Annotated in this window: 9 protein-coding genes; 3 read left to right on the forward strand and 6 right to left on the reverse strand. The window is 65.6% G+C overall.

Translation table 11 applies throughout. The features are described from left to right. Nucleotides 1-104 precede the first annotated feature (104 nt). From ppa to hemC, 5 genes are all read right to left on the reverse strand, one after another. On the reverse strand, nucleotides 105-653 hold the full coding sequence (gene ppa, locus EBS11_RS22530) for an inorganic diphosphatase (RefSeq protein WP_092801086.1): 549 nt from the start codon (nucleotides 651-653) through the stop codon (nucleotides 105-107). A gap of 136 nt (nucleotides 654-789) precedes the next feature. Beyond that, a complete protein-coding gene (locus EBS11_RS22535) occupies nucleotides 790-1,986 on the reverse strand; it encodes a heme biosynthesis protein HemY (protein ID WP_290606615.1) in 1,197 nt (398 codons plus the stop codon). Between the two features lie 4 nt (nucleotides 1,987-1,990). Beyond that, on the reverse strand, nucleotides 1,991-3,145 hold the full coding sequence (locus EBS11_RS22540; protein WP_290606620.1) for a uroporphyrinogen-III C-methyltransferase: 1,155 nt from the start codon (nucleotides 3,143-3,145) through the stop codon (nucleotides 1,991-1,993). Further along, nucleotides 3,142-3,933: a uroporphyrinogen-III synthase gene (locus EBS11_RS22545; RefSeq protein WP_290606623.1), complete on the reverse strand. Its 792-nt coding sequence runs from the start codon at nucleotides 3,931-3,933 to the stop codon at nucleotides 3,142-3,144. The genes EBS11_RS22540 and EBS11_RS22545 overlap by 4 nt, the downstream gene beginning before the upstream one ends. After that, a complete protein-coding gene (gene hemC / locus EBS11_RS22550) occupies nucleotides 3,926-4,906 on the reverse strand; it encodes a hydroxymethylbilane synthase (protein ID WP_290606634.1) in 981 nt (326 codons plus the stop codon). Before hemC ends, EBS11_RS22545 begins: the two co-directional genes overlap by 8 nt. 264 nt (nucleotides 4,907-5,170) lie before the next feature. Here hemC and ppc point away from each other — a divergent pair, with 264 nt between their 5' ends. The 3 genes from ppc to EBS11_RS22565 all read left to right on the forward strand — a co-directional run bounded on the left by ppc (nucleotide 5,171) and on the right by EBS11_RS22565 (nucleotide 11,175). After that, entirely contained in the window at nucleotides 5,171-8,020 is a 2,850-nt protein-coding gene (gene ppc / locus EBS11_RS22555; RefSeq protein WP_290606624.1) for a phosphoenolpyruvate carboxylase, read from the forward strand. A gap of 165 nt (nucleotides 8,021-8,185) precedes the next feature. Further along, complete coding sequence (locus tag EBS11_RS22560) at nucleotides 8,186-9,964, forward strand: PAS domain S-box protein (protein WP_290606626.1); 1,779 nt, start codon at nucleotides 8,186-8,188, stop codon at nucleotides 9,962-9,964. A gap of 56 nt (nucleotides 9,965-10,020) precedes the next feature. Next, nucleotides 10,021-11,175 (forward strand): HAF repeat-containing protein, encoded by a 1,155-nt coding sequence (locus EBS11_RS22565; protein ID WP_290606628.1) that lies wholly within the window; start codon nucleotides 10,021-10,023, stop codon nucleotides 11,173-11,175. 190 nt (nucleotides 11,176-11,365) lie between these two features. Here EBS11_RS22565 and rpoD read toward each other — a convergent pair. After that, on the reverse strand, nucleotides 11,366-12,415 hold a 1,050-nt coding region (gene rpoD / locus EBS11_RS22570), incomplete at its 5' end, for an RNA polymerase sigma factor RpoD (protein ID WP_290606630.1).

Here is a 12,415-nt window from a genome sequence, read left to right on the forward strand (position 1 = left end):
TGGCAATAAAAAAGCGCACCCGGCCATCATAGCAGGGTGCGCTTTTTACTCGCACACGGCAGACTGCCGGCGGCTAGCCGCCGGCTCTGCGGGGTATCACTTGCTCAGGAAGCTGCTTTCTCGGCATCTGCCTTGTAGGCGGCCACGCCGCCCAGGATTTCTTCCTTGGCCACGTCCGGACCATACCAGCCGTCGATCTTGACCCATTTGCCCTTTTCCAGGTCTTTGTAGTGCTCGAAGAAATGCTGGATCTGGCGCAGGCGCAGTTCGTTCAAGTCTTCCGGCTTTTGCCAGTGGCTGTAGATCGACAGAACCTTGTCGACTGGCACGGCCAGCACTTTCGCGTCTTCGCCCGACTCGTCGGTCATCTTCAGCACGCCGATAGGACGGCAGCGCACGACCACGCCTGGAATCAGGGGGAATGGGGTGATGACGAGCACGTCGACCGGGTCGCCGTCCGGCGACAGGGTGTTCGGCACGTAGCCGTAGTTGCATGGGTAGTGCATGGCGGTACCCATGAAGCGATCGACGAAGATCGCGCCGCTTTCCTTGTCGACTTCGTACTTGATCGGATCGGCGTTCATCGGGATTTCGATGACGACGTTGAAATCGTTCGGCAGGTCGCGGCCGGAAGAGACGTTATTCAAACTCATGGATTTTCCTCATTATGCGGATTGTGTTTTAACGGCGTAATTATAGAGAAGTCGGCCGGGCTTGTGCGCCGCAGCACATAAAAAAGAGCCCGTTTTCTTGTGGGAAACGGGCTCTTGATCTTATCTTACAGCTATCTTACAGAATTGTTGCCAAAGCACACTGCCGGTAATGCGCGGCAGCCTGCTCCGTTTGTTGCAAGGCATCGTGCATCTGCGCCAGCTTCAGGTGGGCATCGCGCACCATCTGCGGCTCGTTCGCATCCGACAGGGCCTGCTCCAGGTGGCGCTGCGCCTTGCCCCACAATTTTTGCTTGAGGCACAGGGAACCGAGAGTCAGGGCCAGCTCCGCGTCCAGCGGACGCTGTTTCAGCCACTGCTCGCAATGCTCGATCTGCAGCAGCAGGGCGGGCGTGCCGGCCGGCGCCGCCGCTTCGCGGTAGGCGCGCACGACGCGCTCGTCCCAGTCGGCGGCCAGCGACTCTTCGCACACGAGGCGCGCTTCGTCGTGCAGGCCGCGCGCGTTCAGGGCCGTGGCGGCGCGGCAGGCGATGTAGGGCTTGACCCGGTCTGCGCCCGGCACGGTGGACCACACGCGCATCAAGGACTCGGCGTCATGCGTGGGATCGGACAGCAAATGGTCGTACGCCAGTTCGCGCAGGCGCGACGACAGGGCAGGATGCAGGGCGCGGTGCTTGTCGAGCGAACGCACGAGGCGCAGCACTTCCGGCCAGTTCTTCGCCTGCTGCTCGGCCTTCAGCGACCATTGCAGGGCGTGGATGTGGCGCGTGCCGCTGGCGTTCAGTTCGCGCACGGCCGCCAGGGCCGCTTCCGGCTGGTGGTCGTCGACGAGCAATTCCGTCACCGTCATCAGGCGCGCCGTCTTCAGGCTCGCATCGCCTTCGACGCGGGCCAGCCAGCTGTCGCGGCGCTCGGACTGGCGCATGCGGTGGGCGGCGCGCGCGCCGATCAGCGCGGCCAGGCCGGCGTTTTCTTCCAGCTCGGCGGCGCGCAGGGCGGCCTTCTCGGCATGGCCGAAACGGCCTTCGAACAGGGCTTTCAAGGCTTCGCGCAAGCCCTTGTTGCCATCGCGCTCACGCTTGCGCTGGCGGTAGGCCGCCACCTGCGCCGGCATGCGCACGGTGGCGCGCACGGCGCGCAGCAGGAAATACAGCAGCGCGAACAGCACGACCTGCAGCAGCAGGAACAGATTGAGCGACAGGTCGATGCGGTACGGCGGATAGAACAGCACCACGTTGCCGGGGTTGAAACGGGCCGTCACGGCGATACCGATCGCCGCGGCCATCAGGGCGAGTAACCAGAGAAATAGACGCATGGGCTCAGGACTTCGCTTTGTAGTTGCGCACAGCCGTCAGGCTGTCGGACAAGGTGGGCATTTCGATGGCCAGGTTGCTGGCCTGCACCTGGCGCAGCAGGGCTTGCGCCGTCTGCGTGCTGCGGGCGCGCGTATCGAAATACTTGGCCAGCGCATCCTGGGCGGCGATCAAGTCGTTGCGGAAGGCCGTTTCATTGCGCGACAGCAAAGCCATGCGGGCATTCAGCAGGCGCAGCTTGACGTTTTCACGCAGGAAATACGACTGGGTCGGCGACAGCATCAGCGCTTCCGGCGTATCGACGCGGCGGATGCGGATCAGCTGGCGCACGTCGTTCCACATGTCGCCGCTCCACGTATTCCAGCCGTCGCGCACGGTCTGCAGCAGCGGTTCGGGCGCCGGCGGACCGACCAGCTTGCCGGCCGCATCGCGCACGGGCTTGGCCTTGGCCTTGCCCGGCTTTTCCGGCGCGGCCGGCAAGGCCGGCGTTTCGTCGGACAGCATGGGCAAGGCGTCGATCTGGGCGATCACGGCGTCCAGGCGCAGGGCCACGCCCGTCGAATCGACGCTGGGCAGGGCCTTGAGTTTTTCCATGTCGCGGCCGATGGCGCGGCGGATGGTGATGAATTGCGGCTTGTCCGAGCGCGACAGGCTGCGGTCCGCGTTTTGCAGGGCGATCAGCGCGCCCGGCACGTTGCCGGCCAGCTGCAGCTGCTGGCTGGCCGTCGACAGCACCTGCTCAATTTCCGTCAGCGCCCACTCGTCGCGGTTCTTCGACAGGTCGTTGTAGAGTTGTTCGAGCGCAAGCTGCTGGCTCTGGGTTTCGCTCTGGCGGTTTTCCAGCGCGCCCACCTTCACTTGCAGCTCTTTCGTGCCCTCTTGCACGTTGCGCGCCAGCACGCCCGTTTCGGCATTGCTGACGTCGCCCTTTTGCAGGCGCTTGGCGACTTCTTCGCGCAAATTACGGATCTGCTTGCTGGTCGACCAGCTTTGCGCAGCCAGCAGCACGGCCAGCACGATGACGGCGATACTCATGGGCTTTTGCAGCTGCTCGAGCAGGCTCGGCGCGCGGCCAGCGGGTTGGTCGGCCGCCTGCGGCGCCGTCTTCACGGCGCTGCCAGGCGTTGCATTCGGTTCGGAGAGTGTAGGCATTTCGTTCATGGTCGTGATTGTAACGCGGCGAGCACTCCTGCGTCGCCTGATCCTGTCAAGGTAACCCGGGCAAACCCCAGGGCGGCCGCCGTTTGTGCAATGCGGGCGTGCGGCACGATCAGATGCTGTTGTTGCATTTTTGCAACAGCTTGCTTTTCGCCGCCCGTTTCCCCCAGCGCCGCCAGCAATGCCAGCAAGCCGCGCAGCGCTTCCGAGCTGGTGATGATCCAGTCGTTATTATGCTGCAACAACTGTTCCAGGGTCGCCCGCAAGGCCGGCGTCAGGGCCGGCACCTGGCGGCGGTAGGCCGTGACGAACTCGACAGTAGCGCCCGCCCCGCGCAAGCCGTCGGCCAGGAAATCGCGTCCGCCGTCGCCGCGCACGATCAGCACGCGCTTGCCGCGCAGGGCCGGCAAGTCCAGCGCCAGCAGCAGGTGCTCGGAATCGCTGCGCGCCGTATCGAGCGGGCTCGTGATGCTGGCGTTGGCTTCAGTGACGCCGTGGGCGGCCAGCGCCATCCGGCTGCCCTCACCCACCACGGCCAGCGGCACGCCGGCCGGCCACGCCTCAAGGTGCGCAAAGACGCAGTCGATGGCGTTCGGCGAGACGAACACCACCAGCGCATAGTCGCGCAGGCGGGCCAGCACGGCCTGCAGCCGCGCGCATTCCTCGGCGCCGTCGAGGGCGTGGATTTCCAGCAGCGGCAGCAGCTGCACGGGCAAGCCCAGCGCCGCGATTTTGGCGGCCAGCGGCCCCGCTTGCGCCGCGGGCCGCGTGATCACCACGGTGTCAGGCATGCGGCGCGAGGCCTTCATGGTTGTCGGGCGTGACGGCGCACGAGGCGAGGATGCCGGCCGCGTCCTGGGCGCGCAACAGCTCGGCCACCTGCTCGCCCAGCTGTTCCGGCGCGCTGGCGGGGCCGCTGACATCGGCGCTGGCCATGCGCGCGCCGTCCGGCGTGGCGACCATGGCGCGCAAGCGCATCTGTGCGCCCTCGACGGTGGCGAACGCGGCCAGCGGAATCTGGCAGCTGCCGCCGAAGATCTTCGACACCTTGCGCTCGGCCGTGACGGCCTGCGCCGTATCGGCATGGTTCAGCGGCGCCAGCAGGCGCACCAGGTCGGCGCCATCCGGCCGCGCGCCGCGAATCTCGATCGCCATGGCGCCCTGGCCGGCGGCCGGCAGGCTGTCTTCCGGCGCCAGCACGGCGCGGATGCGCGACGCCAGGCCCAGGCGCTTCAGGCCGGCGGCGGCCAGGATGATGGCGGCGTAATCACCACGGTCGAGCTTGCCCAAGCGGGTGTCGAGGTTGCCGCGCAGGGGCAGAATCGTCAGGTGCGGATAGCGGGCGGCGATCAGCGACTGGCGGCGCAGGCTGCTGGTACCGACGACGGCGCCATGCGGCAGCTCGGCCAGGCTGGCGTAGTCGTTCGAGACGAACGCGTCGCGCGGGTCTTCGCGCTCGAGGATGGCGGCCAGGCTGTAGCCTTCCGGCAACTCCATCGGCACGTCTTTCAGCGAATGCACGGCCAGGTCGGCGCGCCCCTCTTCCATCGCCACTTCCAGTTCCTTGACGAACAGGCCCTTGCCGCCTACCTTGGACAGCGCGCGGTCCAGGATCTGGTCGCCGCGTGTGGTCATGCCGAGAATTTCAACGCTACACTGTGGATATAATGCGGCCAGGCGCGCACGCACATGCTCAGCTTGCCACATGGCAAGACGGCTCTCGCGCGTGGCGATCACCAGCCGGGAAGGAATATTCGGGGTCAATTCGGATGCTTTCAAAACAAGGTTCTTTCGCTGTCGTGTTGTTATCGCTATGCTTAGCGTTGCCATTTCGGGGACGTGATACCGATATGTATCGAAATTGTGCCCGCCGTCGCTATAATCGTTATCCCTTTGCCTATACGGCCAAGTCAGGCTAGCGTCCATGTTCAAGACCACAAATTTTATCATGCGCCCCCTCCCCCCTGCGGCTAAACGCCCGGTGCGATCTTCATTCCCTTGCTTTTACACCTACTTTGGTTCTTTATTATGCTCAATGATGCCGTAGCACCAGAAATAGTCCCCCCGGCCGGCGCCGACAAGGATGCGCCGCTGAAAGAAGATATCCGCCTGCTGGGCCGCCTGCTGGGCGACGTGCTGCGCGAACAGGAGGGCGACGCCGTCTTCAACGTGGTGGAAACCATCCGCCAGACGTCCGTGCGCTTCCGCCGCGAGGCGGACGCGGGGGCCGCGCTGGAACTGGACGCCATGCTGAAGGAACTGAGCCGCGAACAGACGATCTCCGTCGTGCGCGCCTTTTCCTACTTCTCGCACCTGGCCAACATCGCGGAAGACCAGCACCACATCCGCCGCCGCCGCGCCCACCTGCTGGCCGGCTCGCCCGCGCAGAAGGGCAGCGTCAGCTTCGCGCTGAAGAAGCTGCGCGCCGCCGGCGTGCCGCGCGCCACCGTCGACACCTTCTTCCAGGATGCGCTGATCGCCCCCGTGCTGACGGCCCACCCGACGGAAGTGCAGCGCAAGAGCATCCTCGACGCGGAACACGACATCGCCCGCCTGCTGGCCGAGCGCGACCTGCCCCTGACGCCGAAGGAACGGCACGCCAACATGCAGCTGCTGCGCTCACGCGTATCCACCCTGTGGCAGACGCGCATGCTGCGCTACTCGAAGCTGACGGTGGCCGACGAGATCGAAAACGCCCTGTCCTATTACCGCATCACCTTCCTGCGCGAACTGCCGGGCCTGTATGACGACATCGAGGACGATATCGCCGCCGAATACCCGAACGGCGACGGCACGGTCGAACCCATCAATGCCGCCTACGTGCAGATGGGCAGCTGGATCGGCGGCGACCGCGACGGCAATCCCAACGTCAACGCGGGCACCATGCAGCACGCGCTGGCGCGCCACGCCACCACCATCCTCGACTTCTACCTCGACGAAGTGCATGCGCTGGGCGCGGAACTGTCCGTCTCGACCCTGATGGTGGGCGTCAGCGCCGAGCTGCAGGCGCTGGCCGACCAGTCGCCGGATGCCTCGCCCCACCGCAGCGACGAGCCCTACCGCCGCGCCCTGATCGGCATCTATGCGCGCCTGGCCGCCACGGCGCGGGCCCTGGGCGCCACCAACATCCTGCGCAAGGAAGTGGGCGCGGCGGCCGCCTATCCGGACGCGGCCGCCTTCGTGGCCGACCTGCGCACCATCGTCGCCTCGCTGGAAGCCCACCACGGCGCCGCCCTCGTGCGCCCCCGCCTGGCCACCTTGGCGCGCGCGGCCGACATCTTCGGTTTCCACCTGGCGTCGCTGGACATGCGCCAGACGTCCGACGTGCACGAGCGCGTGCTGGCCGACCTGTTCGCCCGGAGCGGCGTGGCGGCCGATTACGCGGGCCTGTCCGAGGCGGACAAGGAAGCGCTGCTGCTGAGCGAACTGGCGCAGCCGCGCCTGCTGTACTCGCCCTACATCAGCTACGCCGCGGAAACGGATTCCGAACTGGCGATCCTGCGCGCGGCGCGCGACATCCGCCAGCGCTACGGCGCGCGGGCCATCCGCAACTACATCATCTCGCACACGGAAACCGTGTCCGACCTGCTGGAAGTGCTGCTGCTGCAAAAGGAAACGGGCTTGCTGCGCACCGACTGGAAGGCGGGCGGCGACGGCGACAGCACGTGCGAGCTGATGGTCATCCCCCTGTTCGAGACCATCCCCGACCTGCAGCGCGCGGCCGGCATCATGAGCCAGGTCATGGCCTTGCCTTTGGTCAAACAATTGATCGCCAAGCAGGGCCAGCTGCAGGAAGTCATGCTCGGCTATTCCGACTCGAACAAGGATGGCGGCTTCCTCACGTCCAACTGGGAACTGTACAAGGCGGAACTGGCGCTCGTCGCCGACTTCCAGAAGGCCGGCGTCAAGCTGCGCCTGTTCCACGGCCGCGGCGGCACGGTGGGCCGGGGCGGCGGCCCCAGCTACGAAGCCATCCTGGCCCAGCCGCCGGGCACCGTCAACGGCCAGATCCGCCTGACGGAACAGGGCGAGATCATCGCCTCGAAGTTTTCCAATGCGGAAATCGGCCGGCGCAACCTCGAATTGCTCGTCGCCGCCACGCTGGAAGCGAGCCTGGCGCCGCAGGAAGCCAATCCGGCCCGCACCAGCCAGCTGGCGCAGTTCGAAGCCGTCATGGCGCAGCTGTCGGACCTGGCCTATCACGCCTACCGCCACCTCGTGTACGAAACGCCCGGCTTTACGGAGTATTTCTTCTCGGCCACGCCCATCGCGGAAATCGCCGAGCTGAACCTCGGTTCGCGCCCCGCCTCGCGCAAGGCCAACCAGCGCATCGAAGACTTGCGCGCCATTCCCTGGGGCTTTTCCTGGGGCCAGTGCCGTTTGCTGCTGCCGGGCTGGTTCGGCTTCGGCAGCGCCATCGAGGCGTGGATCAATGACGGCGAGCACGCGTCGAAAGATGACAGGATTGCCACCCTGCGCGCCATGTACGCCGAATGGCCCTTCTTCGCCACCCTGCTGTCGAACATGGACATGGTGCTGGCCAAGACGGACCTGGCCATCGCCTCGCGCTACGCGGAACTGGTGGCCGACCAGGACTTGCGCGAGCGCATCTACAAGCGCATCACGGACGAACACGGCAACACCCTGCGCTGCCTGGAGCTGATCACCGGCAACACGGAGCGCCTGGCGGGCAACCCGCTGCTGGCCCGCTCGATCCAGAACCGCTTCGCCTATCTCGACCCGCTGAACCACTTGCAGGTGGAATTGATCAAGCGCAACCGCGCCCTGTCGGCGGAAAGCAGGATCGACGAGCGCGTCCATCGCGGCATCCAGCTGTCGATCAACGGCGTCGCGGCCGGCCTGCGCAACACGGGCTGACGCCAGCGGCAGGCAGGGGCCGGCACCGCAAGGGCCGGCCTTTTGCTTTCCCAATGGAAAAATATTCTCAAGAAAGCAACATTTGGTATTACACTAGCGTCGGATACTTTCCCCTCTCCGGCGCCACGCGCACCGCAGCGGCCAACCATGACGCCAGGGGCGCGGATGAGCAAATGGTCGATTGAAACCTTGAGTGCGGCATGCGCCGCCCTCGTCCTGATCATGCTGGGCTGGCTGGCGGGCGTCGCCTGGGCCGAACTCGGTGCCTGGGAACATGCGGGCCTGGCCCTGCTGCTGCTCGCCGCCGGCAGCACGGCACTCTGGCTGATGCACAAGCTGCGCACCCACCTGGCCAGCACGCGCCAGCAGCTCGACGCCAGCGCCACGCGCTACCGCGACCTGGCCGAGACGGCGCAGGACGGCATGTGGCAAACGGATGCGCAAGGCACGATTTTGCATATCAACCAGCGCCTGTGCGACATCCTGGGCATGCCGGCGGAAGACTTGCTGGGCCACAAGATGAGCGAATACCACGACGAAGCCACCCTACAGCGCCTGTGCCCGCTACGCCGCGCCGCCGAACAAAGCTGCATGGGAGAACTGCGCTTCCTGCACGGCGACGGCACGGAACGCTGGGTCATGCTCAGCGGGCGGCGCCTGTACGACCGCCAGGGACGCCTGACGGGCGCGCTCGTGCTGATCAGCGACATCACCGAACACGCGCTGGCCCTGGCCCATGCGGAGCTGGAAAGCCGCGTCGCCCTGCGCACGGCCCAGCTGCAGGACGTGAATGCCCGCCTGTCCGCCGAGGTCGCCATGCGCGCGCAGACGGAAGCGGCGCTGGCGCGCAGCGAGGAGCGGCTGCAGGACATCATCTCCATGATGCCCCTGTCGCTGTTCCTGAAGGATGCCGAGTCGCGCGTCGTGCTGATGAACCAGGCCTGCGAGCAGCAATGGGGCGTGCGCCACCAGGACATCGCCGACGGGCGCGACCTGCTGCACTTTCCCCACGACCAGAACGCCGGTTTCCAGGCGGCGGACCGGCAAGCCTTTGCCAGCCGCCAGGTGGTGATCCGCGAAGAACTCATATGGAATGCCCAGCTGCAGGAAAACCGCCTCGTGCAGACGCACAAGAAACCCGTCTTCGACGCCGACGGCCGGCCGCAGATGATCATCGCCATGGCCATCGACATCACGGACAGCAAGCGCAACGAGGAAAACCTGCAGCGCTCGCTGGCCCAGCTGCGCGAGCTGTCCGACCACCAGCAGACCATCAAGGAAGAGGAACGGCGGCGCATCGCGCTCGACATCCACGATGACCTGGGACAAAACCTGATGGTGCTGCGCATCGACGTGTCGCTGCTGCACGCGCGCACGGCCGCCGCGCACCCGCGCCTGCACCGCCATGCGCAGCGCGTGCTCGACACCATCGACGCCACCATCCGCTCCGTGCGCAGCATCATCAACGACTTGCACCCGAGCACCCTGGAACTGGGCCTGGTGCCGGCGGCCGAATGGCTGATACGCCAGATGGAAGGCCGCGGCGCCATCCGCTACCGCCTGCACATCGCCAGCGACGCGCCCGACCTGGGCCTGGACCAGCGCCAGACGTCGGCCATCTTCCGCGTGCTGCAGGAATCGCTGTCGAACATCGTGCGCCACGCCCAGGCCAGCGAAGTGGACGTGGCGCTGGCGCAGGATGCGCAAGCCATCGTGCTGCGCATCAGCGACAACGGCATCGGCATGCAGCCTGGCGACCACGGCAAGCAGGCCGCCTTCGGCCTGAAAAGCATCCGCGAGCGCGTGCACGCGCTGGGCGGCGAGCTGCGCATCGACAGCCAGGCGGGCCAGGGCACGGCGCTGGCGATCCGCCTGCCACAGGCGTCCCCCGGCCACAGCCAGGGCATGAGCGCCGAAAAGTTAGCAAAAACAGTAGCAAATTAAGTATGCAGCGACGGCATAAAAACGTATAGTGAGTTTTTTTCTTTGAGGAAACTACCATGCCGCCACGGTTCTCCTGCCTTCCCGCCACGCCGCTGCCGCGCCTGGCCCTGCTGCTGTTGCTGTCCATCACGCCCCTTGCCGGCGCCAGCATCTATGCCGAACATGGCTTCGGCGAGAAAGGCGGCGATGGCAGCATCGCGTCCGACCTGAACCCGGCGGGCCTGGTGGCCGGCATCATCACGGAAGAGGAAGGCCGGCGCCGCGCCGTGGTCTACCAGCACGGCCGCATCCGCGAGCTGGGTACCCTGGGCGGCAATGAAGGTTTCACCAAGGCAATCAATACCCATGGCGTGGTGGTCGGTTCCGCGCAGACGGCCAGCGGCGCCTGGCATGCCTTCCGCTATGAGGAAGCGGCCGGCATGCGCGACCTGGGCACCCTGGGCGGCACCAGCAGCTATGCCACGGCCATCACGCGCGACGGCACGATCGCCGGCTATGCCGATACGAGCGGCGGCGACTTCCACGCCTTCGTCACGAAAGCCGATCACACCCTGCAAGACCTGGGCACCCTGGGCGGCGCCAGCAGCTATGCCAGCGGCCTGAACACGCATGGCGTGGTGGTGGTGGGCACGGCGCAGCGCAGCGACGGCTTCCGCCGCGCCTTCGTCTACCGCCCCGGCGAGGGCATGCAGGAAATCGGCACCCTGCCTGGCGGACGCATCAGCTCGGCCACCGCCATCAATGACGCGGGCCTGATCGTGGGCGCCTCGGAAACGGAAAAACGCCGCTGGCATGCGTTCGCCTGGGACGGCAAGCGCATGCTCGACCTGGGCGCCATGATCGGCCAGGGCGACAGCTACGCCACGGCCGTCAATGCGGCCGGCCACGTCGTCGGCAGCGTCAAGATCAATGGCTATGAACCGATGACCTTTGTCTACAAGGAAGGCGTGATGACGGTGCGCCGCCGCGACGACGGCCTGTACCTGACCAACAAGATCACGGATGCGGGCCTGGTGGTGGGCGCCGTCTACACGGGACATAAATTCCAGGCGTTTGCCGTCTCGTCGCGCGCGGCGCCGCCACCACAGCGCAGCAACCCGCTGGACTGGCTGGTCATCACCTTCGTCATCGGCGCCAGCGGCGTGCTGCTGTACAAGCTGCAGCGCCGCCACCGCGCGGGCCTGGCGGGCCAGCACATGCATTTCCTGTAAGGCTGCGCGCGGTACGGGCGTAAAAAAGGAGGCTCGCGCCTCCTTCCAAATATACTCAACAACTACCACGACGCCTGACAGAACCGTCGCGAGCGGAAGTGCATTGTGGCCGAGACGCGGAACTGTACTTTAGTACAGCGAGCATCGCAGGCCGCAAGTCACGACGCGCAGCAGGTACTGACAGGTGTCTCTAGTTCTGCGTCAGGAAAGTCTTCAATTTATCCGAACGGGAAGGCTGGCGCAGCTTGCTCATGGCTTTCGCTTCGATCTGGCGGATACGCTCGCGCGTCACGTCGAACTGCTTGCCCACTTCTTCCAGGGTGTGGTCGTTCGACATTTCCACGCCGTAACGCATGCGCAGCACTTTCGCTTCGCGCGGCGTCAGGGAATCCAGCACTTCCTTGATCACGTTGCGCATCGACGCGTGCAGCGCGGCGTCCAGCGGCGCCAGGGTGGTGTTGTCTTCGATGAAGTCGCCCAGCTGCGAATCGCCATCCTCGCCCATCGGCGTTTCCATGGAAATCGGCTCTTTCGCGATCTTCATGATTTCGCGCACCTTGTTTTCCGGCATTTCCATCTTGACGGCCAGGGTCGCCAGGTCCGGTTCGCTGCCCGTTTCCTGCATGATCTGGCGCGAGATGCGGTTCATCTTGTTGATCGTTTCGATCATGTGCACCGGCACGCGGATGGTGCGGGCCATGTCGGCGATGGAACGCGTGATGGCCTGGCGGATCCACCAGGTGGCGTAGGTCGAGAACTTGTAGCCGCGGCGGTATTCGAATTTATCCACGGCCTTCAGCAGACCGATGTTGCCTTCCTGGATCAGGTCAAGGAATTGCAGGCCGCGGTTGATGTATTTCTTGGCGATCGAAATGACCAGGCGCAAGTTGGCCACCGTCATTTCGCGTTTCGCGTGACGGGCGCGCTTTTCGCCGGCCGCCATCTGCTTGTTGATCTTGCGCAAGTCAGCCAGCGGCAGGGCCACGCGGGCTTGCAGGTCGATCATCTTCTTTTGCAGTTCCTTGACGGCAGGCACGTTGCGGCTGAGGATGGCGCTGTACGGATACTTGCAATCGACTTCGCGGTCGACCCATTCCAGGTCGCATTCATTGCCCGGGAACACCTTGATGAAGTGGGCGCGCGGCATGCCGCACTTGTTTACGCACAGTTCAAGCACGGCGCGCTCGATGTGGCGCACTTCTTCCATCTGGCCGCGCAGGGTGTCGCACAGCTTTTCCAC

Source organism: Janthinobacterium sp. (assembly GCF_009923995.1).
Classification (GTDB): Bacteria; Pseudomonadota; Gammaproteobacteria; order Burkholderiales; family Burkholderiaceae_D; genus Janthinobacterium.

Excerpts from the sequence above, each read along its gene's own strand:
- ppa (WP_092801086.1), bottom strand. The coding sequence starts at position 653 with ATGAGTTTGAATAACGTCTCTTCCGGCCGCGACCTGCCGAACGATTTC.
- EBS11_RS22535 (WP_290606615.1), bottom strand. The coding sequence starts at position 1,986 with ATGCGTCTATTTCTCTGGTTACTCGCCCTGATGGCCGCGGCGATCGGT.
- EBS11_RS22540 (WP_290606620.1), bottom strand. The coding sequence starts at position 3,145 with ATGAACGAAATGCCTACACTCTCCGAACCGAATGCAACGCCTGGCAGC.
- EBS11_RS22545 (WP_290606623.1), bottom strand. The coding sequence starts at position 3,933 with ATGCCTGACACCGTGGTGATCACGCGGCCCGCGGCGCAAGCGGGGCCG.
- ppc (WP_290606624.1), top strand. The coding sequence starts at position 5,171 with ATGCTCAATGATGCCGTAGCACCAGAAATAGTCCCCCCGGCCGGCGCC.
- EBS11_RS22560 (WP_290606626.1), top strand. The coding sequence starts at position 8,186 with ATGAGCAAATGGTCGATTGAAACCTTGAGTGCGGCATGCGCCGCCCTC.
- EBS11_RS22565 (WP_290606628.1), top strand. The coding sequence starts at position 10,021 with ATGCCGCCACGGTTCTCCTGCCTTCCCGCCACGCCGCTGCCGCGCCTG.